The following is a 25,737-nucleotide window of genomic DNA, read 5'->3' as shown; positions in this document are numbered from 1 at the left end:
CATCAGCAGCAGGGGCTCCCCGGGCAACCGGAGAGCCCCTGCTGTCATAATCGGCCGCATCGTGTTCGGGACGGAGAGACTTTGATGGACCTGGGTCCGGGCCACGCAGCGAACCCCAAATCGAGCCCTGCAGTTCATGCCGAAGCCAACTTCGAAGCCATCCCCGGGCTGGAGGCCCTGATGGATGCCGCGTGGCCCGCCGCTGACCGGGAAGAGTCCGGCGGCTGGGTGCTGCGGGCCGCCTCCGGCGTGACGCAGCGGGCGAACTCGGTCTGGGTGCGGGACCCCGGCGATGGCGACCCGCACCGGCAATTGGCCGCCCTCCGGGACGCGCGGCTCTGGTACCGGAACCGCCGGCTGCCGCTGATCTTCCAGATCTTCGACGGCCCGGGCCATGCACCGCTGCATGCTGTGCTCGACGAAGAAGGATTCACCCGGCAGTCCGAAACCCTGGTCCTGGTCCGTCGGGACGGGGACGAACCCGGAGCAGCACCCGCCGCAGAACCCGCCGCAGCACCCGGACCAGCCGATCCTGCCGTGGAAGTCTCGGCCAGTCCGTCGGCTGAATGGCTGGAGCTGTGGTGGAGCGTCGACGGCCGCGGCGGAGCGGCCGAGCTCGCCGTGGCCCGCCGCATCCTCGAGGGCTGCCCGGCCCTGTACGCCCTCGTTCGCGACGACGTCGGTGCGCCCGTCGCCGTCGCCCGGCTGGCATTGCCGGACACGGGCCCCACAGGTCCGCGCTGGGGTGGCCTGTACTGCATGGCGACCCGACCGGATGCCCGGCGCCGGGGTTACGGCGGCCGGATAGTCCGGGCCCTGCTGCGTGAGGGCGGCGCCCGCGGCGTGGAGGGGTATTGGCTGTTGGTGATGGCATCGAATGCCGGAGCCCGGGCCCTGTACGCCCACGCCGGCTTCCGCGAGGCCTGCCGGTACCTCTACCGGCAGGAAAAGCCGAAGCGGCACCTGACCGGCTGCTAGCTGTGCGGGCCGGCAGCCGTCACGTTCCCGGCCGGCCTGTCCCGAGGCTGCGCGGGAGCTGCCGGCGGAGGCGCATGCGGCCGCGGGTGAACCTCAAGCCGCCGTTCGCGGCCGGTGCTGCGCCGGGTGCAGGCGCCGGCCTGGCCGAGTAGACGATCCTCGAGTGGTACAAATACCGCACCACAAACGCCGCCGCGAGCGTCGCAGCCTGCGCCAGGACGGCGTCGATGACCAGGACGTTGACGGCAAGCATCAGTACGGGAAGCCGGGCCAGGGCCTCCAGGTTGTTAAACCAGAACGACTGGGCAAACCGGGTCCGAAACCCGTTGGCCTTCTGCGGCAGGGTGCCGAAGACAATGTTTTCCTGCATCAGGAAGTTCGAGACAATCGTCAGCTCAGCGGCAACGATGGCCGCCGCGACGAAGTTGGTGCCGGTGGAGAGCAGGAACGCCATGATCAAAAGATTCAGGACGGCGCCCACAGCCCCCACCCCGGCGAACAGCATCGCCGTTCCCGCGCGCAGCTCGCCGAGCTGCCGGAGGAAACGCAGTCCCTGGCCTACGCCCGCCTTGGACCTGCCCGCGGTCCTCGGCCCGGGCGTAAACGGAACCTCGGAAACCGTGAGGTGGTGCCGGGCGAGGATTTCCAGCAGGATCTTGAACCCGCTGGGACGCAGCGCGCTGCACTCGATGGCGGAGCGCCGCAGGCCAAAGTACCCCGTCATGGGATCCGAACAGCCCCGCAGGCGCAGCGGAAACAGAGCCAGCGTGATGCGCGTGGCCCCGACGGAGACAACCCGGCGGGACCAGGTGGCCGCGCCGCCGCCGCCGTCATTACCGCCGTCTTCCTTACCGCCGTCGGCGGGTCTAGCGCCGTAGTTGGCGTCGTCGTCGCTTGTGCCACGGGCGCCGTAGCGCGAGGCGACAACGACGTCGGCGTCGTTGCCTTCAAGCTTCGCAAGCAGGACGGGGATGAGCTCGGGTGGATGTTGGAGATCGCCGCTCATCACCATGCAGAATTCGGCGGCACTGGAACGCACGCCGTCCACGACGGCGCCGCTCAGGCCACCGGTGGGGGCCTCGCGGTGGATCACCCGGATCCGCATGGGCTGCGATGCCGCGGCGGCCGCAATGACTTCAGGGGTGTTGTCCGTTGAGTCGTCAACGAACACGAGCTCTGCGTCGATGTCGCGGCAGGCCTCCGTGGCCCGGCCGATCAATTGCTGGACGTTCGGGGCCTCATTGCGGGTGGGGACGATGACTGAAAGCTTCATGGCTGCCGTCCTGTTGGTCTGCGTCCTAGGTGGACGGGGGATTGATGACGCGGTGTACGCTCCATTCGCCGAAGGTCTGGACCTGCTCGGAGTTCTGCAGGGCCATCTTCACCCGGCTTAGCCCCAGGGAATCGATGTTGGCGGTGACGGACGGGCCCACGATGATCCAGCGGATTTCCTTCCACCCGCCTGGCCGTTCGATCTCGAACTGCTTGTCGAGGTCGGGTTTCTCCGTGGCGATCATGGTCCATGCGTTGTTCCAGCCGCTGGAATTCAGGTCGTGCCACATGGAATAGGGGGCGAGAACGACGTCGCTGCGTGAGACGTTGTCCTGGACCCAGGTCATGGTGCTGCGCCAGTTGGAGTTGGTCTCGGCGGTGAGGAGTGTTCTGTCCTGCTCAAACCACTGCGGCAGCGACATCAGGAGCAGCGATGCCGAGAGGACGGCGACGAACCCCGCCCGCAGGGGCCGGGCCAGGCGCGGCGCGCGGTGCACGAGTCTTTCCACGCCGCTCCAGGCGATGTCCACGGCCGACCCGCATGCCAGCGCCAGGAACGGGATCACGCCGATGATGTACATCGCGGGGAGATAGCCCTGGCCCAGCACGATCGGGGTGGCGAAGGAGGCAATGGCGATAAACAGGATCCGGGACCGCCGGCGCAGCAGGCAGACGACGGCGGCGGCCAGCCCGGCGGCGATGAGGTACTTATCAAAGTAGAGCCAGCCTGAGAGCAGCTCCGCGCGGCTGGAACCGGCCTGGAAGATGGTGCCGGAGCCGGACCGGTTCAGGAGCTGGTAGGCGAGGGCGTCCTGGAGCGAGACGTGATCGGGCCCCGAGAGCAGCTCATTGCGAAGCAGCGCCGACAGCGGGTAGAAGGCCAGCAGCAGTCCGCCGGCGGTGAGGAAGCCAACCACCGAAAATGACCTGTTGCTCCATTTGGGCCGGTAGATCAGGGCGAGCAGCAGGGCGGGGCCAAAGATGGACAGGGTCTCCTTGGAGAGGACCGCGATCGCGAAGCAGAGCCCGGCGCCCACGTGGTGCCACAGCGCGTCCCGCGATGACAGTGCAAGGTAGAAGGCCAGCAGGAGCCACGGCACGCCGATGTTGTCGAGGTAGATCTGCCGCCCGAGCACGAGCGAGAGTGGGGACAGGATAAAGAGCACTGTGGTCAGGGCCGCGAACGGAATCCGCAGGTTCAAGCGGCGGGACACCATGTAGAGCAGCACTGCGCTGGCGACGAAGTACACCGAAATGACGTACCTGGTGGCGCCGATGGTGGTGCCGTCGCCGAGCCTGAGGAGACCCGGAAGCCAGTTCAGCGCCGCGATCTGGATCCAGCCCAGCGGCGGGTGGTCGTACCAGTACGTGTACGGGGCGAGGGAGCCGGAGTGGACGGCGAAGGCCTGGGAGGTGTAGGTGCCCTCGTCGTCCTGGTAGCTTGGCGCCCCATCGAGATTCCACAGGCTGAGTGCGGCCGCGGTGACGGTGAGCGCAGCCAGGGCAATCCGGTCCCACAGCGGGAGGTACCTCACGTTGAACGGAGCGCCATGCGCCGTGCCGCGGTGTTTGGGGGTCCGTACGGCCGAAGTATCCGACTGGCCGGCAGATGCCGGTGGCGCTGTGGGTGCTGTGCGTGGACCGGGTTTCAGTTCCGTGGCTGCCATGACTGCCTCCTAGGGGCTGTTGAAACGAAGGTGGTTGCTACTGCCGGGCCGGCTCCGCGGCCCCGGGGAGGAGGTAGGCCAAGTGGGATCCGGAATGGTCGGTCTTTTCCCAGGCAAAGTCGCGCCGCACGAACTTGAACAGGGCCCGCAGGGCGGCGAAGGCCAGGACCATCTGGTAGAGGGGAGTGCCGGCAATGAGCCGGAAGTAGTCGTACCAGCTGATGGCGAACTTATGGTCGCGGCCGAATTCGTGGAGCATGCAGACGTCGAACGCGACAGTCACGAGCGTGGGAATCAGCGGAAGGAATGTGACCAGCGTGACCACAAGGGGGAACTTGCCCCAGATCGCGGCGGCGATTGCGAGGGGGATGCAGACCCCGGCCAGCGCCATGAAATGCTGCTGCATCAGTGTCCACCAGGCGATGGTCCGCATCCGCCGGGACGGCAGGGCCTTCCAGTCGCCCTTGGCGAAGACCTGCATGAAGCCGAGGGACCAGCGGGTGCGCTGCCGGATCAGCCCGGCCAGGCTGTCCGGCGTTTCCTCACGCGTGACCAGCTGGGGCGAGTACGCCACCACGATCTTCCTGCGAAGCGTCGACAGTCGAACCCCGAGATCGCAGTCCTCGGCGAGGCAGGAGCCGTCCCAGCCGCCCACGGCCGTGAGCAGTTCACGCTTGATGAACACGGTGTTGCCGCCGAGGGGAATGAATCCCTGCCGGGAATGGGCGTGCAGCCTGGACCGGAACCAGGTGAAGTACTCCAGGCAGTTCCGCAGTGAGTACCACGTGTCCTTGTAGTTGATCAGCTGCACGGCGCCCTGGACGACGTCGGCGTTCTTGGTGGTGAAGACACTGTCGACATGGGCCAGCAACTCCTCGGCGGCGATCGACTCGGCATCGAAGACCCCGACCACGCTGTTGCGGCACATCGACAGCGCCTTGTTCAGCTGCCGCGGCTTGTTCTTCTTCTCGCTGACGTCGACGCTGACCCGCACGAACTCCGGAAACTCCCGCGCAAGCTTGTGCGCGATCCCCACCGTCTCCGTGTCGTCATGTCCGACGGAGATGATGATCTCCTTGCTGGAATGCGTCTGTGCCAGGAGCGCTGCCAGCGTGGCACGCATGACGTCTTCGCGTTCGTTGCGGCACGGCATGATCAGGGAAAACGAATGCCCCTCCGTCGGCTGAAGGCCGGAGTAGGAGGTCCTGACCTGCGTCTGGGGGTCCCACCACGCGTAGGTATTCAGGTAGAGGGTGGACACGGCGATGGCAAAGAGCGCCATGGCGATGATGAGGACCAGGGCGCTGGCCAGCAACGTAGCGGACATGTCGGAACTCCAATGGGTGGGCGGACGCAGGGGATCGCCTAAGCGGGCGGGATCCCCAGTCGGGTGGATAGTCAGTCGGGTGGATAGTCAGCCGGGTAGATAGTCAGCCGGACCGCGGGAGCGTCCGGCATCTGGCGGGCGGTTAGTCGGCCGCGCCACAGGCGACGCCGTCATGGTTGGCGTCGAGCCTTTGCGGATCTACATGCGCTTTGCGCACTGGCAGTCCGCCCTTGAAGTAAGTGCGGACCTCGGTGCAGGTCCAGGAATGTGGCATGGACCCGGGATCGAGGCCCGCGTCTTTCATCTCCTTCAGATGCCGGCTCATGCTCGGCGGAATGGCGGGAAGGCACTGTCCGTCCGCGCCGTACTGGGGGAGACAGCCGCCCAGGGATACGCTCGCGCCGGACAGCACCGCCGCCGGGTCAACGGGGCCCCGCTGCTTGAGGCCCGTGGAATTGCCGCCCTCCGGCGACGTGGCGGCCGAACCGGTTTGTGTCCGCGCCGCCTCAGCCAGGGAGACTTCCGGTGTGTCGCCCGCTGCCGTGGACGCCTGGTTCGCAGAAGCCGGTGGCATGGGCCCAAGCTGCGGCGCTTTGCTTGAGCCGGCGGCGTCTTTGGGGGAGTCCTTTGTGGCGTCCTTTGTAGCGGATTGCCCCGGCCGGGCGCTTGCGGACCCGGCGGCCTGTTCGGCGGCCGATGGCCCTTGGCTCACGCGCGGACCGGCGTTGACGGCGCTGACAGTGGCGATCGCGGACATCCCGCCCCACACCATGGCCGCCGTCGCTGCCAGGCCCGCCGCTGTGAGGGCGACGACGACGCGTGCCCCGCGTCCTCCCCGTGCTGAGCCTGCCGTGGCTTCGGTGACGCGTTTCATGAAACCCATACCCAACGGGCGACGCTCGGGATTCCGTCGGCGGACAAGACAGTGAGCATGTACGGCCCTGGCGGCACGAGATTGTGATTGCTGGGAATTTGGGCGGTGCGGTTCGCACCTGTGCCCGCCAGGGGCAGATCCACGACGCGCGCGTTGGTGTCTGTCTGATGCGTCTGTGACATTGGCGGTATGAGGGAGGCGGCCGTGACATTGCCCGTGACACCGATCTGCACATTCTGGCCGTAGCCAATCTGGCTGGGGGCCGCAGTGATGACGGGCCGGGCACCCTTGAACAGGTACGGGGGACTGTAGACCGAGATCCTGGCTTCGAACGAATTATCCAGCGGATTGGAGCCCAGGACCGCCACACGGCCGTCCGGCAGAAGGATGGACGTCGAGTGGTAGTTCCGGCCAACAGGATCCGCCGCCACAGTCTTCCAGGAGTTCGTCGACGGCGTGTAGATGGCAGCAGTCTGGATGTTTCCCGAACGGTTCAGCTGTGCGCCGTTGGCGGCCAGCACGGTACGGTCGGGAAGGTTGAGGACGTTGACGTACATCTTGCCGGGTCCGGGGAGGTCCGGTCCGGGCACGTAGTGCGGACTGGGCTGTTTGAGGTCAATGAGGTCCACGAGGTTGATGCCCGGCGTGTTGCCGTCGGCATTTCCGCCGCCCACGATCATGAGTTTCTGGTCCTGGACCGGACCAATGAACACGGAGCCGGCCTGGTCCCTGAGATCCTTTTGCCGCAGCCCGGGAACGTCCCAGATCTGCGCGGTGGTCCAGTCGTAGATCGACGATCCCGTCCCCGGCAGTCCGTTGCCGAAGGTGTGGGCACCGGAGTAGAACATCCTTCCGTTTTCGAGCAGGAACATGTGCGGGTAGGTGCCCCAGAAGCTCCACGTCTGCGGCACCTGGTTCTGCGGCAGCCACCGCATGGCCGAGGTGTCGAACATCTCGGTCAACACGGTGCCCTGGGCCTTTTCATCGAGCCCGCCGGCGGACCAGATATCGCCATTGCCCAGCTTCGTCAGCGACGGATACCAGTGCGCGCCGGCCATGTCGGAGAGCGGATGGAAGGTGTCGTCAGCGGGGTCGAAGTAGTAGCTCTTCTTGGATCCCTGGAAGGTCGTGGGCCCCGCGTTGGAGGTGGGGTACGCCTGGGTACCGCCGGCCAGGAGGACTTTCCCGTCCGGCAGGGTCACGTGTCCGGCACAAAACATGTCGTAGGGCACGGGGATGTCTTTGAAGACGTTGGTTGTGGGCGACCAGACCACGGCCCGGAAGGTGCCCGCGTTGAAGTTCGGCTCGTTGTTGCCCGAACCGGCGATCAGCAGCACGCGCCCGTCGTGGAGCAGGGTCGAGTGAAGCGCCCGGATGGGCAGCTGCGAGGAAAGGGTCTCCCAGGATCCGACGGCGTCCGGGCCGCCGGTAGGGGGCGGTCCTGCTGCGTCGTATTTGACCAGCGAGTAGTGAGTGGTCGAGACCGTGCCGTTGCCTGCGATGGATACCCCGAAGGAAATCCGGTCGACGCCGCTGGGGATCGCAGGCGTTCGCGCCTGACCTGTGGTCCAGCCGGGGGCGGGCGGCAGTTCCTTGAGGTCGGTCCAGTACTGCCAGCCGGCGGCGGTGTGGCTGAAGACAGTCAGGCCGGAGGGGCCCGCCGCGGTGGACTTGTAGTCGACTTTTAGGTCGTATTGTTCCCCTGGCGTGACGGCGGGTGCGCAACCGGGCCCGTCAGACTGGATTAGTTTTGCGTCCCCGGACTGATAATTCGTGACATTAACGGCGAAGGACCTGGTTCCGGCGGATGAATTTGGCGGAACATCATTTGAGAGTGAGGTCGCCATTTGTCGGTTTCCCCAGCCGGCGAGCATAAAACAATCCGGTGTTGGGGTGCCGTCGGCGAGATTCCCATTTATTATCAATTCGCTGGTGTTTTGTGTCGGTGCAGGAATTTCAGTCAGGGAATAGTCGTCCGTGGCCAGGGTCCCGTCGGTTCCAAGTGAAAGCCCGAAACTTATGTAGTCCGTTCCGTCCGGGATTGCGGGTGTAAGGGCAGTGGCCAGCGTCCAGTCCGGTGCCGGTGCCTGTTGCGCGATGTCGCCCCAGTAGCTCCATCCCTGGGCGGAATGACGGAACAGCGTGAGTGATGCGGGTGCCGTGGACTTGTACCAGAGCTGAATGGTGTAGCCGTGGCCCGCGACCACGGAGGGAGCGCACTGGGCACTTTCCTCCTGGAGCAGCTTCCGGTCGCCTGCAGTGTGGCCCTGGAGCGTGACAGAGGCCGCCCGGCCGCCGAGCCGCCCGGCGACGAAATTCCAGTTCCCTTCAGTTCCCCAGCCGGCCCGCTTGAAGCAAGTCGCGTCCACGGTACCCTCCTCCAGAGACGGGTTCTTCACGAGGTTGACGGCGTCTGCCGCCACGGCAACAGCGCCCACTAAGAAGTTCAGGGGAATAAGGAGCGCCAGGATGAGTGCAATGAATCGCCGGGTGCTTTTTTGGTTATCCACCGTCGGTCGCATTCTGTGCGTTGCATATTCTTCTGCTGCCGATGTGGGTTGCGGCGAGTGGTGATTCCGTATTTGTCATTCTGGGAACCGGTTGGTCAATGTTGCACATTGAATTCCCCAATAGCGATTGATGTCAGTGGCAAGGGATGTGCCCGAGTCTATGGGCGGCAAAAAGCAGGGGAAACGAGTAGGAATTACTCGAATTCCCCAGGCGCGGACAGCGGCGGGTACTCAGGTGGTGGCGGCCGAAGCTGCTGAACTACTTGGATATTTTGTGGAGGCCAAGGTCAGCGGCCCGTCCGGCTGGCCGGCGTCCGGACGGCGTTGGCGGGCAGCGCAACGGCGGGGAACGGCCGGGGCACAGCAAAACGGCGGGAACGCAGCGAAAATGGCAGAAACTGCGGCAAAGTACCGGTTTCCGTCAAGGCGGGAACCGGGAGGCGACGCCGATCTCGGGGCCGGCGGCCCTGCATTGGCGGTGGGGGCGGTCTGTCTCGATGTGGCCAGCGGCGTTCTGGAGACATGATCGTCTGTGTGTCTGTGTGTCTGTGTGTCTGTGTGTCTGTGTGTCTGTGTGTCTGTGTGTCTGTGTGTCTGTGTGTCTGTGTGTCTGTGTGTCTGTGTGTCTGTGTGTCTGTGTGTCTGTGTAAGCGGTGTTGGGGGACGACGGCCGTGAGCCCGCCGCCGCCGGCCGGCCAAACAGCCAGTCGCGGAGTTGCCCCGCATCCTGCTCAACTCAAAAGTGTCATAGCCTCCTGCGATGCTTTGGGTATGGAAAGCGCAACAGCGCAGAGCGCAGAAAGCAGGAGCGCAGAAACCTGCAGTTCGGCAACCTGCAGTGCGGCAACCTGCAGTGCGGAAACCTGCAGTGCAGAAAGCTGCAGTGCGGAAACCTGCAGTGCGGAAACCTGCAGTGCAGAAAGCTGCAGTGCGGAAACCTGCAGCGCGGAAAGCTGGAGCGGGGACCTTCGAGAGGCCGTGGAGGCCGTCGCCGCATCTGCCGCGGCGTGTATTGCCCTCGCGGGCGACGAGGCTGACCGCACTGTTCATGCCCGCACGGTTTCAGCCCGCCCAGTTCAGTCCGGGGCGGACCGGTTGCGTGGCGCGGATCCGTTGCGTTGTATGGCGGATGCTTGCCTGGACGGGCTGGCCGAGGTAGCCCGGCTGGAGGCCCGGACGGCCGCGCTGAAGGCGAAGCTGGCCGCCGGCTATGCCCGGTCCGCCGGGGCACTGGTCCCGCCGGAGGCATCCCCGCAGGACCGCGCCGCGCAGGCCATGGCGCTGGTTGCCGAGGTCGGCTGTGTCCTGACCGTCAGCGAACGAAGCGCCGGCGCCCTGCTCTCCGATGCCCTGGCGTTGACCACGGCCCTGCCACTGACCCTGGCCGCCCTGCAGGCCGGGACGATCTCCTGGCAACACGCCCGGATCATCGTCGAGGAAACCGCCGGCCTGGAGGAGGCCGGGGCCGCCGGGCTGGAGGCTCACTTCCTGGACCCAGCCGCACCGAACCCCGCCCGCGGGTGCCGGGCCGGGGACCTCGTGGCGTCAAGGTTCCGGGCCAAGGCCCGCGCCTGGCGCGAACGCCACCACCCGGTCAGCATCGAGAAACGCCACGCCAAGTGCGCCGCGGACCGACGGATCGATTTCCTCCCGGACCGGGACGGCATGGCGTGGCTCTCCGCCTACCTCCCGGCCGATACCGCCGCAGGAATCTGGGAACGGACCACTGCCGCGGCCCGCGCCCTCCAGGGCCCGGCCGAGCCCCGGAACCTCGCCCAGCTCCGCGCCGACGTTGCCGCCACCTGGCTCCTCACCAGCCACACCACCGACACCGACACCGACACGGGCACGGGCACCCAGGGTGGAACGGCCGACGGCCACCCCGGCGCGTCCGGGGGTGTTCCGTCCCCGCGGGCGCAGGTGCTGATCACAGTCCCGGTCCTGGCGCTGCTGGGCGCCACCGCGGAACCGGCCGTCCTGGACGGCTACGGGCCGATCCCGCCGTCCATGGCCCGCCGTCTGGCCGGCGATGGCGCCGGATCGTTCTACCGGGTCCTGACCGACCCCCGTGACGGCGCCCCGCTGGAAATCGGACGGACAAGCTACCGTCTGACCAAGGCCCAGCGCCACTGGCTGCGCCTCCGTGACGGCAAGTGCCCCTTCCCCGGCTGCAGCAACCAGTCCCTGGACAACGAGGCAGACCACCTCCTGGCCTGGGCCGAGGGCGGCACCACCGGCATCTCCAACCTGGGCCAGCCCTGCCCGAAACACCACCGCCTCAAACACGGCTCCGCCTGGACACCAACCGGAGCCAGCAACGACAACCCTCCAGGGTGGACATCACCGTCCGGCCGGCATTACCCCAGCGAGCACCAGGACTGGGAACCACCCCTGTGGCCTGAGCCCTGGCCCGAACACGTCCTGACCGCCGACGCAATCGCCGGCCACCACCTGCCCACCGATCCAGGACACCAGCCGGATCCGGCGCTCACCGGGGACCGGGACCCCTGCCCGGACCCTGGGCGCGATCTCAGCCGGGAACTGCCCCCGGATCCCTTCCCGGACTGGCATGAAATTATCGCCGCGCGTCCAACGCCAGTGGCAGATACGAACGATCCGTGGCGGCCAGTGCCACCGGATGACCCGTTCCCGGAGAGTTTCCTGCTCCAATGCGCCTGATCGACCCGTTGCGTGCCCACCCTTCCAGTGGCGGCCGGCTCAGAACGTAACGGGTGACGGCAGGGCGGGAACCACGCAGCGGGGGGACAGCTACTGCGGGTCGGTCACGAGGATCCGCACCGAACACAGGTCCGTGGCGGCCCTCTTCAGGATGGCGGCACGCGGATCCGGGACGTCCAGGAACGCCAGCCGGGCAAGTCCGGCGTAGCGTTTCAGCACCGGCTCGGCGAGCACTTGCTCGGCCAGTGTCCGGTCGCCGCCCGGTGCCAGGTATTCGACCCGGTGCTCGGCGAAGATCCTTGCTGCGTGCTCGGCGACCGCTTCGACGAGGGCATCGGCCTGGTTGGCGCGCCGTCGGGCAAAGCGCTGTTGGGACCAGCCGCCGGCCGCCGTCCGGGACTGAACGTGGCGCGTGCCGGTCTTGGACGCCAGTACAGTGCCGCCACTGACCACGGCCACCGAATATCCGCCGCGGCGGACCAGTACGGCACCCACGCTCCGCGGCTGGCCGGCCAGGGAGGCCAGCCGGGAGACGGCGTCGCGGCCGCTCCCGGGCCGGCCGTCCACGGGCCAAGGCGCCCGCAGTACGGCCACAGCGCCGTCCGCGGCGCGCAGCTCCAGTCCGGCGTCGGTCTCTTCCTCACTGAGTGCGCCGTGGCTCGCGGCGAAGCGGTCCACCCAGCCCGGCAGTCGGGCTCCGGAGACAAAGGCCACACGGGTCTCGGGGCTGGGCATGGAAGGGCTCTTTCGTTGCAGGGTCAGATGCGGGTTCAGTTTGCGGGTTTAGTTTGCGGGGTCAGGTGCCGGTTCAGATGAGCGGCGAGATGAGGGGGTCGGCGCGGGGCGAGGGGTACCACGTGCGTGATGGAGGAGTGACAGGACGGGCAGGAACTAGAAGTAGCCTATCTATGTGGATGATCTCTTTGGCGCAGGGCGGGACAATGCCGACGGAAACGACGACGCCGGCGGGGACGATAACGGCGACGCGGAGGAATCCGGGCGAGCCGGGTCGGCACCGCGATCCGGCGCCGGGGTAGCCTCGCCGCGCAGCCCGCTCGCCGTCCGGATGCGGCCGCGCACCTTGGATGACGTAGTGGGCCAGCAGCACCTGCTCGGCCAGGGCTCACCGTTGCGCCAACTGGCCGCCGGCTCCAACGCGACCGGCCCCGCCGGACCGAGTTCGGTGATCCTCTGGGGTCCGCCGGGCACCGGCAAGACCACCCTTGCCCACGTGATTGCCAAGGGACCCGGCCGGAAATTCGTCGAACTCTCCGCAATCACCGCCGGCGTCAAGGACGTCCGCCGCGTGATGGATGAGGCCCTGACGGCGCGCGACCTCTACAAGACCACCACCGTGCTCTTCCTCGATGAGATCCACCGCTTCAACAAGGCCCAGCAGGACGCGCTGCTACCCGGCGTCGAGAACCGCTGGGTGGTGCTGGTTGCTGCCACCACCGAAAACCCTTCGTTCTCGGTCGTGTCCCCGTTGCTGTCCCGCTCGCTGCTGCTGACCCTCAAACCGCTCACCGACGCCGACGTCGAGGGCCTGCTGCAGCGGGCCGTTGCTGATGTCCGCGGACTGAACGGCACAGCCGTCCTCAGCGCCGAGGCCCTGGCCCACCTGGTCCGACTCTCCGGCGGCGACGCCCGGCGGGCCCTGACGGCACTCGAGGCGGCCGCCGGCGTCGCCTTTGGTGACGCGGACGACGCCGACGCGGTCGTTGGTAACACTGCGGATAAGGACACAGGCGGTACTGACACAGCCGACAGCGACACAGCCGACAGCGACACAGCCGGCGCGGGAGCGGCGGAGCCCGTCACGATCCAGCTGCGGCACACGGAGCGGGCCCTGGACGTCGCGTCCGTTCGCTACGACCGGGCCGGGGACCAGCACTACGACGTCGCCAGCGCGTTCATCAAGTCGATCCGCGGCTCCGACGTCGACGCCTCGCTGCACTATCTCGCCCGGATGCTGGAGGCCGGTGAGGACCCGCGCTTCGTGGCCCGCCGGATCGTGATCTCGGCGGCCGAGGACGTCGGCATGGCGGACCCGACGGCGCTGCAGACCGCCGTCGCCGCGGCCCAGGCTGTGCAGCTGATCGGCATGCCGGAAGGCCGCATCGTCCTGGCCGAGGCGGTGGTGCACCTGGCCACCGCGCCGAAGTCCAATGCCGCGTACATGGGGATCAACCAGGCGATCGCCGACGTCCGCGCCGGCCTCGGCAACGGCATACCGGCCCACCTGCGCGACGCCCACTATCCTGGCTCAAAACAGCTGGGTCACGGCAAGGGCTACAAGTACGCCCACGACGCCCCGCATGCCGTGGCCACGCAGCAGTATCCGCCGGATGACCTCGTCGGACGCAACTACTATGTCCCCACCGCCAACGGAGCCGAACGGGACATTGCCACGCGGCTCGAGCGGCTCCGGAAGATCATTCGCGGCACGTGAACGGCAACACGGTTAGCGGCTGGGTCGCGGCTGGCCCCCCGCTGGCCTGCGGCTGGTCCGCCGCGCCCATGCGGCGCCGGAAACCGCCGTTGACATAKGGGCCAAGAGGTCTAACGTGGAATTACGTCGGCATTGATCTGCTGACTACCTGTGCGGCGCAGGGGACAGCGCAGCTATCGTCGCCGGCTTGATACGCGGACCCCCAAACGCAGCCGGCCCCGCCCCCTTCCAGCTCATCCAGCGCGAGCGTCCCCGCCCCGTCCAGTTTCTTCCCCAGTGAGTGTCCCATGAGTATTAATTTCGTTACCGCCATGGCAGTGAAGTCCTTCGATGTGCCCGACAAGAAGCGGTGCCCGGACAAGGCCGAATTCGATCTCTGCACTGTGAACGACTACTCGGTGGCCCGGCTGATCCTGGGCCCGGGCTGGCGGTGGTCGGAAAACACCAGACCCTACGAGCAGACCGACGTGTGCCAGCACCACCATCTGGGCGTCTGCATCTCCGGTGAAATGGAAGTCGAATCGGCCGAAGGGCTGCACTCCACGATCCACGCCAACGACACCTACGCGATTCCGCCGGGCCATGACGAATGGGTGGTGGGCCCGAAGCCTTTCGTGGCCGTGGAATTCCTGGGTGCGGCGTCCTTCGGGCGCAGCGGTGCCAGGGGAGTGCACGCCAGAGTCTGACTTCGGTACCGGCTTCGGGCCAGGGGCCTGCTCATGGTAGGCTAGTTCGTTGTCTGGCAAGGCACGGACGCACAATCCATTGAATCTTCGCATTTGATGAGGTTTGCCCTGTGCCCAGTAGCAAAAGGCAGCGGTTGGCCGATGCTCTCCATCGTGGAGGCCAGTAACACTGACACACCGCAGATATTGGAAGGACACAAGTGGCTAACAACACTCGTGCTCGCCGTACCGCACGCCTTTCGCGCGCACTCGGCATCGCTCTGACCCCCAAGGCCGCCAAGTACATGGAGCGCCGCCCGTACGGCCCCGGTGAGCATGGCCGTGCCCGCAAGAAGCAGGACTCCGACTACGCCGTACGTCTGCGCGAAAAGCAGCGTCTGCGCGCCCAGTACGGCATCCGCGAAGCCCAGATGACCCGTGCATTCGAAGAAGCACGCCGCACCAAGGGCCTGACCGGTGAAAACCTGATCGAACTGCTCGAAATGCGTCTCGACGCCCTCGTGCTGCGTGCCGGCTTCGCCCGCACCATCGCCCAGGCCCGCCAGCTGGTTGTGCACCGCCACATCCTCGTTGACGGCATCCGCGTTGACCGCCCGTCTTTCCGCGTCGCCGAGGGCCAGCTGGTCCACGTTCACAGCCGCAGCGAGACCATGCCTCCGTTCCAGGTTGCAGCAGCCGGCGCCCACCGCGACGTCCTGCCGATCGTTCCGGCCTACCTGGACGTCAAGCTTGACGCCCTGCAGGCCCGCCTGGTGCGCCGCCCCAAGCGTTCCGAGATCCCCGTGACCTGCGAAGAGCAGCTCGTCGTGGAATTCTACGCACGCTAGTTCAAAAGGCAACACCTACAAAGAAGCCCGTGGCAAGCGCCGCGGGCTTCTTTGTATGTAAGGTACTGGGGGGAGTTCCCCGGGAGCTGATTCTGTCCGTCGGTTGAATCCGTCGGGACCCGACGCAACGAGCAGCTATCCACTGCAGTTCAAGGAGATGAGTGTCTATGTCTGGTGGCGATATTGCCGGCCTGATCGCGGCAGGGGTGTTTGCACTCCTGGTCCTGCTGCTCGCCGTGCCGATCCTGAAGCTCGGGGGAGTGTTCGACGAAGTACGGACCTCCATCCGGTCAATCAGCGACGGCGCCACCCCGCTCATGGACGAAGTCACCGCCACGGTGACCACCACCAACGAGCAGTTGAAGAAGGTCGACGGCATTTCCTCCAACGTCTCGGACGCGTCCGCCAACATTTCGGCACTGTCCTCGCTGATGGCCGCCACCGTGGGATCGCCCCTGATCAAAGTGGCTGCCTTCAGCTACGGCGTACGCTCCGCCTTCTCCGCCCGCAAAAAGCCCGCCACCGGCCGGCGCAGCCGCTAAGCCCGCCAGGAGAACCTGAAATGAACAGAATTATCTGGATGGGAATCGGCGTCGCGATCGGCGTCATCGCCTTCCGCAAGGTCACCGAAGCCCAGTCCGCGCTCGGCCCCGAGGGGCTCAACCGGGCCGTCGGACGGCTGGCAGACGGACTGTTCGACTTCGCCGACGCCGTCCGCGAAGGCATGGGGGAGCGGGAAGCCGAACTCCGGACTGCCCTTGGCATCGACACGGCAGCAGATATCGCTGCCGGCGGCGCCGTTGCCCGCCGGGATGCGGTCCGGCGCTAGCCGGGAGAGAATTAGTAAGTACGGTGCCCGTTAAGGGCGTGCCGGCATGTCCGAACCTCCTAAAAAGAGACCCCGTTCGACGGGGCCCGGATCAGTGCCGGTCCTCAGCTTGTCCCGCGCAGCACAGACGCGGGCCACATAACGCAGTGAATATTGAAGGGTAAGAAATCAGCTCATGAAGTCGCAGGAGATCACCAAGCGCTGGATCGACTTTTTTGTCAGCAAGGGACACACCGCCGTGCCCTCCGCCTCCCTGGTCTCCAGCGACCCCTCCTTGCTGTTCACCGTGGCCGGCATGGTGCCGTTCATCCCGTACCTGACTGCCCGTGAGGAAGCCCCCTACCAGCGGGCCACGAGCGTGCAGAAGTGCATCCGGACCGGTGACATCGAGGAAGTCGGCAAGACCGCCCGCCACGGCACCTTCTTCCAGATGTGCGGCAACTTCTCCTTTGGCGACTACTTCAAGGAAGACGCCATCAAGTTCGCGTGGGAACTGCTCACCACCAACGTGGACGACGGCGGGTACGGACTGCCGCCGGAGCGGCTCTGGGTCACCGTCTACGAAGAGGACGACGAGGCCGAGCAGCTGTGGCTGAAGAACACGGGCATGCCCGCCGAGCGCATCCAGCGCATGGGCAAGGCGGACAACTACTGGTCAACCGGCCAGCCCGGCCCCGCCGGTCCCTGCTCGGAGATCTACTACGACCGCGGCCCGTCTTACGGCGTTGAGGGCGGCCCCATCGCCGACGAAAACCGCTATGTCGAGATCTGGAACCTCGTGTTCATGCAGTACCAGATCGACAACGTCCGCTCCAAGGTGGACTTCGACATCACCGGTGAACTGCCCAAGAAGAACATCGACACGGGCCTCGGCATGGAACGCCTCGCGATGATCCTGCAGGACGTCGAAAACATGTACGAGACGGACCAGGTCCGCCCGGTGATCGACCGCGCCGCGGCACTCTCCGGCCGGGAATACACGTCCGCGGAGTCCGCTGAAGACCCGCACCACACCGACGACGTCCGCATGCGGGTCGTTGCCGACCACATCCGCTCGGCCCTCATGCTGATCGCCGATGGCGTCACCCCCTCCAACGAGGGCCGCGGCTACGTCCTGCGCCGCCTGATCCGCCGCGCCGTGCGCTCCATGCGCCTGCTCGGCGTCGAAAAGGCCTGCCTGCCGGAGCTGCTGCCGGCCTCGCGGGACGCCATGAAGGGCGTCTACCCGATCGTGGAGACCGACTTCGAGCGGATCAGCCGCATCGCCTACGCCGAAGAAAAGGCATTCCTGCGCACCATCGCCTCCGGCACCGCACGGCTTGAGGACGCCGTCAAGGAGTCCAAGTCCGCCGGCCGGCCGCTCTCCGGCGCCGATGCCTTCGCCCTGCACGACACCTACGGGTTCCCCATCGACCTCACTCTGGAGATGGCCGAGGAGGCCGGGCTCAAGGTCGACGAGCCCGAATTCCGCAAGCTCATGCTCGAACAGCGCCAGCGCGCCCAGGCCGATGCCAAGGGCAAGAAGGGCGCCCACGCCGACCTCAGCGCGTTCCAGGAGCTCCTGGCCGAGGGCGAGACCGTCTTCACCGGCTACACCGACCTGCAGGGCGAATCCAAGGTCCGCGGCATCCTGGCCGGCGGCCGCAAGGTCTCCCAGGCCTCCACTGGCGATGAAATCGAGCTGGTCCTGGCCGAGACGCCCTTCTACGCCGAGGCCGGCGGCCAGGCCGCCGACACCGGACTCATCACCGGCGACGGCTTCGTCGTCGAAGTCCTGGACGTCCAGCGCCCGCTCAAGGGCCTGAGCGTGCACAAGGCGATTGTCCGCGAAGGCGAAATCGGCACGGACGTCCTGGTCCAGGCCGCCGTCGACCGGGAACGCCGCCACGCCGCGGAGCAGGCGCACACCGGCACGCACATTGTGCACGCGGCCCTGCACCAGATCCTCGGCCCGGAAGCCCTGCAGCGCGGCTCCTTCAACAAGGCCGGCTACCTGCGCTTCGACTTCGCCTGGGGCGAGGGCCTGAGCGCCGCCACCCGGTCCGAGATCGAGGAAGTCTCCAACATCGCCATCCGCAACAACTTCCGGGTGGAGACCAAGATCATGGGACTGGCTGAGGCCAAGGCACTCGGCGCCATGGCGCTGTTCGGCGAGAACTACGGCAACGAGGTCCGGGTCGTGGAGATCGACGGCGCCTGGTCCCGCGAACTCTGCGGCGGCACCCACGTCGAGAACACCTCTCGGATCGGCAGCCTGTCCCTTCTCGGCGAGCAGTCCGTTGGCTCGGGAAACCGCCGTGTCGAGGCCTTCGTGGGCATGGACGCCTTCCGGCACCTCGCCGCCGAACGCGCCCTCGTCACCGAGCTCACCGAAATGCTGAAGGTACCCTCGGGACTCCTCGCGGACCGGATCGCCAGCACGCTGACCAAGCTCAAGACCGCCGAAAAGGAACTTGAGCGCCTGCGCAAGGAGCAGCTCACCGCTGCCGCCGCCCAGCTGGTCGGCACCGCCAAGGACGCCGCCGGCATCAAGGTCATTGCCCACGACGCCGGCCAGGTCAGCGGCGCCGATGACCTGCGCGGCCTGGCCCTGGACCTGCGGACGCGTCTGGGGTCCGAGCCCGCCGCCGTCGCGGTGGCCGGTGTCAGCAACGACCGTCCCGTGATCCTGATCGCCACCAACGAGGCCGCCCGGGCAGCCGGCGTCAAGGCAGGTGCCCTGGTGCGCCTCGCCGCCGGTGTCCTCGGCGGCGGCGGTGGCGGCAAGGACGACGTCGCGCAGGGCGGCGGCACGGACGCCGCCCAGGTCGGAGCTGCCCTCAGCGCCGTCGTGGATGTGATTACCCGGCGATAGCGGAACCGTACGTGTCTGAAGCTGCTGTGGCCGGCGTCTATCCCCGGGGTGTGAAGCTCGGGGTGGACGTCGGCACCGTCCGTGTGGGCGTGGCCGTCTGCGACCGCGACGGAATCCTGGCGACCCCGCTGCGCACGCTGCAGCGGAACGTGAAAAAGAACACTGACGTGCGTATCCTGGCCGCTCTGGCCGTGGAGCTGGACGCCGTGGAGATTTTCGTGGGCCTGCCGCGCACCATGAAGGGCGAAGAGCACGCCTCGGCCAGGATGGCGACGGAGTACGCACAGTTGCTGGCCCGGGCCCTGCAGGCCGCCGGATCGGATATGCCCGTGCGGCTGGTTGACGAGCGGCTGAGCACCGTGACGGCCCACCGCAACCTGCACGAAGCTGGCATGAGCAGCCGGAATCACCGTACAGTTGTTGATCAGGTTGCGGCGGCAGGTATTCTGCAGCATGCGATTGATATGCAAAAGGCCAGGGGAACGGAGGTCGGAAACCGCGTCTACGCGGAGTCTGCGCCGGGGCCGACCGGAGACGGCGCACAGACCGGCCCGGCAGTACAGACGCACTCTTCAGAACATGGAAGGCTACAGTGAGCCCGGTCAACAGTGATGACTCCTCCGGTGACGACCTCGGTGGTGCCAGCCGACCGCTGACGCGCAAGGAGATCAGGGCCCGGGAGAAACTCCTGGCGACCCAGGGGCACAACGTGATCCCGCCGCAGGCATTCGAGACGGGACAGGATGTCCCGACGGCGGCGCCTTCGGAAGCCCAGCCTGCCAACGAGCCGCCGCAGGCAGCTCCGGAGATCCCCGAAGCGGCACCCACCGTGCACGAAGAACCGCTGCACGAAGAACCTCTGTTTGAAGAACCCGTGCACGAACCTCTCCCCGTAGAACCCGTGCACGACGCTGTGCATGAAGAACCTGTGCATGAAGAACCCGACGACGAACCCCTGCACGAAGTCCCCGCTGAGGCTGAGCCCGCCCGCGATGACTTCACCCAGATGATGCCGGTCCGCGACGTCCCTTCCCACGACCCCGCCGCCGATGAGCCCGCCCGCGATGCCGCAGACCACGACGCCGCAGACCGCGATGCCGCAGACCACGACGCCGTCTATGCCGCGGCCGGGCAGTACGGCCACCAGGCCCACCACGATGCCGCTGGCCAGGATGCAACCGCCCACGATGGCTACGCCCTGCACCCCCACGACGAGGCTCACCATGTTTACGACGACTCCGTCGACCCCCAGGTGCACCCGGAGGCCGAGTACCACGCCGAACCAGCGCACGATCTGATGGCCGGAGCCGTCCGCTACGACAAGGCCCCGACCAAGAAGGTCCGCCGCCGGCGCCGCTTCCTGGCCCTGGTGCTGACCCTGACGGTCTTCGTTGTCGCCATCGCGGTGGGCGCACAGTTCCTCAAGCCCCTCCTGGGCGGGGACACCAAGGCGGACTACCCCGGCCCCGGGACCGGCGAGGTCAGCATCGTAGTCCAGCCCGGCGACGGACCGAGGTCCGTGGCCACCGAGCTGGAGTCGAAGAAGGTCGTGGCGAACGCGGATACGTTCCTTAAGGCGTTCACCGCGTCCGGCGGTGCCCTGAACCCGGGCACGTTCTCGATGCGCCAGGAAATGAAGAATTCGGATGCCGTGGACATCCTGCTCAACAAGGACAAGGGCAAGGTCATGTACTTTGCGCTCAGCGCCGGGTTGCGGATCAGCGAATCCCTGCAGGCGATTTCCGAGGGAACCGGGATCCCGGTTCCGGACCTGAAGGCGCTCAGCGATGCGCCCGCGCAGTTCGGCGTCCCGGCCAAGGCCAAGAACCTTGAGGGCTACCTGGCTCCGGGAGAGTACCGCTTCCCGCTGGGCACCTCCGCCAAGGACATCCTGCAGCAGCTCGTCGGCAGCACCCAGGATGAGCTCAAGGCCCAAGGCGTCACCGATCCCGCGAAACAATACGACGTCCTCACCGTAGCGAGCATCGTCCAGGCAGAAGGCGGCCAGGCCGAATACGGGGACGTTGCCGGCGCCATCTACAACCGCCTCAAGCCCAACAACACCGAGACCAACGGGCTCATCCAGTCCGATGCGACCGTCACCTATGGCCTGGGTATCCGCAGCTTCCACATCGACGAGGGCCAGAAGGCCGACAAGTCGAACCCGTACAACACCTACGCCAACCAGGGGCTGCCGGCCGGACCCATCGGCTCGCCGGGCAAGACGGCCATTGACGCCGCCGCCAAGCCAAAGACCAACAACTACCTGTACTGGGTCACCATCAACCTGGACACCAAGGAGACCAAGTTCTCCAAGACCCTGGCTGAACACCTCGGTTACGTGGAGCAGTACAACTCCTGGTGCGAGGCGAACCCGGGACGTTGCGTATGACGCTGCGGGCGGCCGTCCTCGGGCATCCCATCAGCCATTCGAAGTCCCCGGCGCTGCATAGGGCCGCCTACGCGCTCCTGGGCGTGGACATCGCCTACTCCGCCATTGACGTGACAGAGGCGGACCTGCCGGACTTCATGCGGCAGGTCCGGGGCGAGGTCCGCGCTGAGGGGTCCTGGCGCGGGCTTTCGGTCACCATGCCGCTCAAATCCGCCATGGTGGCGGAAGTGGACGAGGTCCGGGGCGTGGCCGGTGCGCTCGGCGTCGTCAACACCGTTGCCTTCGAATCCGACGGCGGCTCAACCCGGCTGGTTGCCTACAACACCGACGTCGCCGGGATCGTCAACGCGCTCCGGCACGCCGGTGCGGCCGCGGCACCCACGGCCGTGGTCCTCGGCGGGGGCGGGACCGCTGCGGCAGCCATCGCAGCCCTCAAGGAACTCGGCGCGGCGTCCGCCGAAGTGTTCGTGCGCGACGTCAGCCGGGCCAGCGAGGCCCGCGCCGCCTCCGCCGCCGTGGGGCTCCCCGTCCAGGTGCTTCCCCTCGACGGTGCGGCCGCCGCCGTCGCCACGGCCGACGTCGTCATCTCCACCTTCCCGCCCCGCGCGGCAGACGGGCTTGCCGCCGAAATCGCTGCCGGGCTGGCAGCAGCCTCCGGCCACCCGGGCGTCCTCCTGGACGTCGCCTACGATCCGTGGCCCAGCCGGATTGCCGCGGCCTGGCAGGAAGCCGGCGGCACGGTGGTCCCGGGTCTTGAAATGCTCATCTACCAGGCAGTGGAGCAGGTGCGGCATTTCACCGGACTGGGAGAGGCCCTGCCGGCCGGAGTCATAGATGTGATGTGTGACGCAGTCGGGGCACCCCGACGGGTGTTCTAAGTGCCCGACATGGCAGGATGGATTGTATGTTGCGTTGGTTGACTGCCGGTGAATCCCATGGCCCGGCACTGGTCGGAATTATTGAAGGCGTGCCCGCCGGTGTTGAACTCACCAGCGCCCACATCAGCGAGGCGCTGGCCCGCCGGCGGCTAGGTTATGGCCGCGGTGCCCGGATGAAATTCGAGCAGGACGTGGTCACGATCCTCGGCGGCGTCCGCCACGGCCTGACCCAGGGCGGCCCCGTCGCCATCCAGGTCGGCAACACCGAGTGGCCCAAGTGGGAACAGATCATGTCCTCCGATCCCGTGGAGCCGGAAATCCTGGCCGACCAGGCCCGGAACGCCCCGCTGACACGGCCGCGGCCCGGCCACGCCGACTTCACCGGCATGCAGAAATACGGCTTCGACGAGGCCCGTCCGGTGCTGGAACGCGCCAGCGCCCGCGAGACGGCCACCCGGGTGGCGCTCGGCACGGTCGCCGCAGCGTTCCTCAAGCAGGTCGGGATCGAACTCGTCTCCCACACCGTCTCCATCGCCAGCGTTGCCGTGCCGGAAGGCCGGCCGCTTCCCCGCCCGGGCAACGTGATCGCCCTTGACGCCGACCCGCTGCGCTGCTTCGACCGCGAAACCTCGGACGCCATGGTGGCCGAGGTCGACGTCGCACACAAAGAAGGCGAAACCCTCGGCGGCGTCGTTGAAGTGCTGGCCTACGGCCTCCCGCCGGGACTCGGCAGCTACGTCCACTGGGACCGGCGCCTCGACTCCCGCCTGGCGGCGGCCCTGATGGGCATCCAGGCCATCAAGGGCGTCGAGGTCGGCGACGGCTTCCGCACGGCCGCGCGCCGCGGCTCGGCTGCCCACGACGAGATCGTCAAGGACGCGGACGGCAAGATCATCCGCACCTCCAACCGCGCCGGCGGGATCGAGGGCGGCATGAGCATTGGCGATGTCCTGCGTGTCCGTGCCGCCATGAAGCCGATCGCCACCGTGCCGCGCGCGCTCAAGACGGTCGACGTCAGCACCGGGGAGGCCGCCAAGGCCCACCACCAGCGCTCCGACGTCTGTGCCGTCCCGGCCGCCGGCGTGGTGGCCGAGGCCATGGTGGCCCTCGTGATCGCCGAAGCGGTCGCGGAAAAATTCGGCGGTGACTCCGTGCAGGAGACCGCCCGCAACATCAAGGGTTACCTGGACAGCATTCCGGCGTCCCTGGACTCGATCGGCCACTAGTGCCGGTGGGGAATACCGAAGCGCTCTCCGCCGCGGCACGACACATTGGCCCGGTGGTCCTGATCGGACCGATGGCCGTGGGTAAATCGGCGATCGGGCAGCAGCTCGCTCAGCACCTCGGGTGCGCCTTCGCCGACACCGACGCCCTCGTGGTGGCCCAGCACGGGACCATCGCCGAGATCTTCGCCAGCCGCGGAGAGCACGCCTTCCGCGAGCTGGAAGCCCGGGCCGTGGCGCAGGCCATCGACGAGGCGCGGGGCGGCACCAGTGTCATCTCGCTTGGCGGCGGGGCCGTCCTGGACTCCGGGACGCAGCAGCTCCTGGCCCGCTGTACCGTGGTGTACCTCGAATGCGACGCCGCGACCGTGGCGGAACGCATTGCCAAGAATTCGGGCCGGCCACTCCTGGCCGGCGACGCCATGGGCAGGTGGCGGACCCTGTTCGCCACCCGGCAGCCGGTCTACGAACGCCTCGCCGACCTCGTCCTCGATGTCCGGAGCGGCAACGTTGCGGAGCTGGCTCACCGTCTGGAAGAAGCGCTGGGGGAGCGCGCCGCGGCCAAGTCCGCGGCAGTGCCCACTCCGGCGTCAACAAAGGAAGTTGAAAAGTGAGTACCGAATCAACCGTCATCAAAGTCACCGGACAAACGCCCGCTGAGAACTACGACGTCGTGGTGGGCCGCGGCCTGCTGGCAAGCCTGCCGGGCCTGCTGGGCGAACGCGTCAAGCGTGTCCTGGTCATCCACCCCCGCGCGCTTCGGCTCACCGGCGACACCGTCCGCGAAGAGCTGGCCGCCGCCGGGTTCACCGCGCTGACCGCCGAAATCCCGGACGCCGAAGAGGGCAAGCACATCGAAGTGGCCTCCTTCTGCTGGCAGGTGCTGGGGCAGAACGACTTCACCCGCTCCGACGCCATCGTCGCCGTCGGCGGCGGCGCCGTGACGGACCTTGCCGGCTTTGTCGCCGCGACCTGGCTGCGCGGCGTGAAGGTCATCCACATGCCCACGAGCCTGCTGGGCATGGTGGACGCCTCCGTCGGCGGGAAGACGGGGATCAACACCGCCGAGGGCAAGAACCTCGTCGGCGCGTTCCACCCGCCCGCCGGCGTCCTCGCGGATCTGGACACCCTGGAGACGCTGCCGAAGAACGAGATCATCTCCGGCATGGCCGAGGTCATCAAATGCGGTTTCATCGCCGACCCGGCCATCCTGGACCTGATCGAAAAGGACCCCACCGCCGTCTCCGATCCGCGCTCGGAAGTCCTGCGCGAACTGATCGAACGCGCCATCAGCGTCAAGGCCAAGGTGGTCTCCGAGGACCTGAAGGAAACCGGCCAGCGCGAGATCCTGAACTACGGCCACACCCTGGGCCACGCGATCGAACTCGCGGAACGCTATTCCTGGCGTCACGGTGCCGCCGTCTCCGTCGGCATGATGTTCGCCGCCGAGCTCGCCCGCAGCGTCGGCCGGCTCAGCGACGCCGACGCCGACAGGCACCGGAGCATCCTCGAAAGCCTGGGGCTTCCCATCACCTACCGCCGCGACCGCTGGCAGGCGCTCCTCGACGGCATGCGCCGGGACAAGAAATCCCGCGGTGACCTGCTGCGGTTCGTGGTGCTCGACGGCGTCGGGCGGCCCGGCATCCTCGACGTCCCGGACACGTCACTGCTCTTTGCCGCCTACCAGGAGATTGCCTCCTGATGATGACGGTGAAGGGCGGCACCACCGAGTGGCCCGACGCGGGAGTTCCCGGAATCCGGATCAACCCGCAAAGCCTCATGCCCCAGATCGTCAACGACGAGGTCCTGGCCGAGGCGTTGGCGGCCTCCACCGACCCGGGCGACCTGATCCTCCTCAGGCTCGTCGAAGGGCACGCGGCCGAAGCCGCCGAACTCCTCGCCGACGCCCGGTACAAGGACCCCGGCTCGCTCCGGCTGCGGATCTTCGAGGCGGACGTGCTCCGGGTTTCGAACCGGTTCGACCGCGCCGTCGAGGTGTTAAGGCAACTCCTCGCCGAGACCCAGGGCACCCTGGAAGAGGCGGCCGTGCGGCAGCACCTGGGCCGGTCCTACTTCGCCGGCGGCAACGTTGGCGCCGCCGTCGAGTCCTTCGCCAAGGCCCTGGATTTGCGCGTAGCCGGCTCCGCCGACGCGGCCCTGATCTACGCCTCCGCGGTGGCGCTGCAACGCGCCCGGGACGTGGCGGAACAGCAGTCCTGAGGCCCCGTCAGCCAGTGGTCGGCCGGAACCGGTAGAATAGATCTTGGATTTTTGACAAATACGCGCTGG

21 protein-coding genes are annotated in these 25,737 nt (G+C 67.2%); 15 read left to right on the top strand and 6 right to left on the bottom strand.

The annotated features are described in order from the left end of the window. The first annotated feature begins 84 nt into the window (after positions 1-84). On the top strand, positions 85-978 hold the full coding sequence (locus AB4089_RS09545) for a GNAT family N-acetyltransferase (RefSeq protein WP_441409041.1): 894 nt from the start codon (positions 85-87) through the stop codon (positions 976-978). A gap of 19 nt (positions 979-997) precedes the next feature. On the opposite strand, the gene AB4089_RS09540 is transcribed toward AB4089_RS09545, so the two are convergent. The 5 genes from AB4089_RS09540 to AB4089_RS09520 form a co-directional block, all read right to left on the bottom strand. Further along, positions 998-2,251, bottom strand: a complete 1,254-nt coding sequence (locus tag AB4089_RS09540; protein WP_441409040.1) for a glycosyltransferase — start codon at positions 2,249-2,251, stop codon at positions 998-1,000. 25 nt (positions 2,252-2,276) lie between these two features. Beyond that, positions 2,277-3,917 carry an ArnT family glycosyltransferase gene (locus AB4089_RS09535; protein ID WP_441409039.1) on the bottom strand — a complete coding sequence of 547 codons (1,641 nt, stop codon included), beginning with the start codon at positions 3,915-3,917 and terminating at the stop codon, positions 2,277-2,279. 37 nt (positions 3,918-3,954) lie between these two features. Next, complete coding sequence (locus tag AB4089_RS09530) at positions 3,955-5,244, bottom strand: glycosyltransferase (RefSeq protein ID WP_441409038.1); 1,290 nt, start codon at positions 5,242-5,244, stop codon at positions 3,955-3,957. Between the two features lie 142 nt (positions 5,245-5,386). Further along, positions 5,387-6,118: a hypothetical protein gene (locus tag AB4089_RS09525; protein ID WP_441409037.1), complete on the bottom strand. Its 732-nt coding sequence runs from the start codon at positions 6,116-6,118 to the stop codon at positions 5,387-5,389. Continuing rightward, positions 6,115-8,628, bottom strand: a complete 2,514-nt coding sequence (locus AB4089_RS09520) for a galactose oxidase-like domain-containing protein (protein WP_441409036.1) — start codon at positions 8,626-8,628, stop codon at positions 6,115-6,117. The genes AB4089_RS09525 and AB4089_RS09520 overlap by 4 nt, the downstream gene beginning before the upstream one ends. A gap of 1,122 nt (positions 8,629-9,750) precedes the next feature. Between AB4089_RS09520 and AB4089_RS09515 the strand changes: the two genes are divergently transcribed. After that, positions 9,751-11,307 (top strand): DUF222 domain-containing protein, encoded by a 1,557-nt coding sequence (locus AB4089_RS09515; RefSeq protein WP_441409035.1) that lies wholly within the window; start codon positions 9,751-9,753, stop codon positions 11,305-11,307. 90 nt (positions 11,308-11,397) lie between these two features. Here the strand turns inward: AB4089_RS09515 and AB4089_RS09510 are convergent, their stop codons facing one another. Next, on the bottom strand, positions 11,398-12,042 hold the full coding sequence (locus tag AB4089_RS09510; protein ID WP_441409034.1) for an acVLRF1 family peptidyl-tRNA hydrolase: 645 nt from the start codon (positions 12,040-12,042) through the stop codon (positions 11,398-11,400). A 175-nt stretch (positions 12,043-12,217) separates the two neighbouring features. Between AB4089_RS09510 and AB4089_RS09505 the strand changes: the two genes are divergently transcribed. The 13 genes from AB4089_RS09505 (at position 12,218) to AB4089_RS09445 (ending at position 25,668) form a co-directional block, all read left to right on the top strand. Continuing rightward, positions 12,218-13,759 (top strand): replication-associated recombination protein A, encoded by a 1,542-nt coding sequence (locus tag AB4089_RS09505; RefSeq protein WP_441409033.1) that lies wholly within the window; start codon positions 12,218-12,220, stop codon positions 13,757-13,759. A 287-nt stretch (positions 13,760-14,046) separates the two neighbouring features. Continuing rightward, positions 14,047-14,445: a cupin gene (locus tag AB4089_RS09500; RefSeq protein WP_441409032.1), complete on the top strand. Its 399-nt coding sequence runs from the start codon at positions 14,047-14,049 to the stop codon at positions 14,443-14,445. 200 nt (positions 14,446-14,645) lie between these two features. Beyond that, positions 14,646-15,272 carry a 30S ribosomal protein S4 gene (gene rpsD, locus AB4089_RS09495; RefSeq protein ID WP_441409031.1) on the top strand — a complete coding sequence of 209 codons (627 nt, stop codon included), beginning with the start codon at positions 14,646-14,648 and terminating at the stop codon, positions 15,270-15,272. 167 nt (positions 15,273-15,439) lie between these two features. After that, positions 15,440-15,814: a DUF948 domain-containing protein gene (locus AB4089_RS09490; protein WP_441409030.1), complete on the top strand. Its 375-nt coding sequence runs from the start codon at positions 15,440-15,442 to the stop codon at positions 15,812-15,814. 20 nt (positions 15,815-15,834) lie between these two features. Beyond that, positions 15,835-16,101, top strand: a complete 267-nt coding sequence (locus tag AB4089_RS09485) for a DUF6167 family protein (protein WP_441409029.1) — start codon at positions 15,835-15,837, stop codon at positions 16,099-16,101. 175 nt (positions 16,102-16,276) lie between these two features. Next, positions 16,277-18,955, top strand: coding sequence for an alanine--tRNA ligase (alaS, locus tag AB4089_RS09480; protein WP_441409028.1), 2,679 nt, complete (start codon positions 16,277-16,279; stop codon positions 18,953-18,955). Positions 18,956-18,966: 11 nt separating this feature from the next. Continuing rightward, positions 18,967-19,551, top strand: a complete 585-nt coding sequence (gene ruvX, locus AB4089_RS09475; protein ID WP_441409027.1) for a Holliday junction resolvase RuvX — start codon at positions 18,967-18,969, stop codon at positions 19,549-19,551. Continuing rightward, entirely contained in the window at positions 19,548-21,347 is a 1,800-nt protein-coding gene (mltG, locus tag AB4089_RS09470; protein WP_441409026.1) for an endolytic transglycosylase MltG, read from the top strand. The genes ruvX and mltG overlap by 4 nt, the downstream gene beginning before the upstream one ends. Continuing rightward, positions 21,344-22,225, top strand: a complete 882-nt coding sequence (locus tag AB4089_RS09465) for a shikimate dehydrogenase (protein WP_441409025.1) — start codon at positions 21,344-21,346, stop codon at positions 22,223-22,225. The genes mltG and AB4089_RS09465 overlap by 4 nt, the downstream gene beginning before the upstream one ends. Positions 22,226-22,251: 26 nt before the next feature. Continuing rightward, positions 22,252-23,451, top strand: a complete 1,200-nt coding sequence (gene aroC, locus AB4089_RS09460; RefSeq protein WP_441409024.1) for a chorismate synthase — start codon at positions 22,252-22,254, stop codon at positions 23,449-23,451. Continuing rightward, a complete protein-coding gene (locus AB4089_RS09455; RefSeq protein WP_441409023.1) occupies positions 23,451-24,062 on the top strand; it encodes a shikimate kinase in 612 nt (203 codons plus the stop codon). The genes aroC and AB4089_RS09455 overlap by 1 nt, the downstream gene beginning before the upstream one ends. Continuing rightward, on the top strand, positions 24,059-25,150 hold the full coding sequence (aroB, locus tag AB4089_RS09450) for a 3-dehydroquinate synthase (protein WP_441409022.1): 1,092 nt from the start codon (positions 24,059-24,061) through the stop codon (positions 25,148-25,150). The genes AB4089_RS09455 and aroB overlap by 4 nt, the downstream gene beginning before the upstream one ends. After that, positions 25,150-25,668 (top strand): tetratricopeptide repeat protein, encoded by a 519-nt coding sequence (locus tag AB4089_RS09445; RefSeq protein WP_441409021.1) that lies wholly within the window; start codon positions 25,150-25,152, stop codon positions 25,666-25,668. The genes aroB and AB4089_RS09445 overlap by 1 nt, the downstream gene beginning before the upstream one ends. Positions 25,669-25,737 lie beyond the last annotated feature (69 nt).

The sequence above is a fragment of the Arthrobacter sp. 2MCAF15 genome (assembly GCF_052115605.1).
In the GTDB taxonomy this organism is placed as follows: Bacteria; Actinomycetota; Actinomycetes; order Actinomycetales; family Micrococcaceae; genus Arthrobacter.
This window is presented reverse-complemented; position numbering and strand designations above follow the sequence as displayed.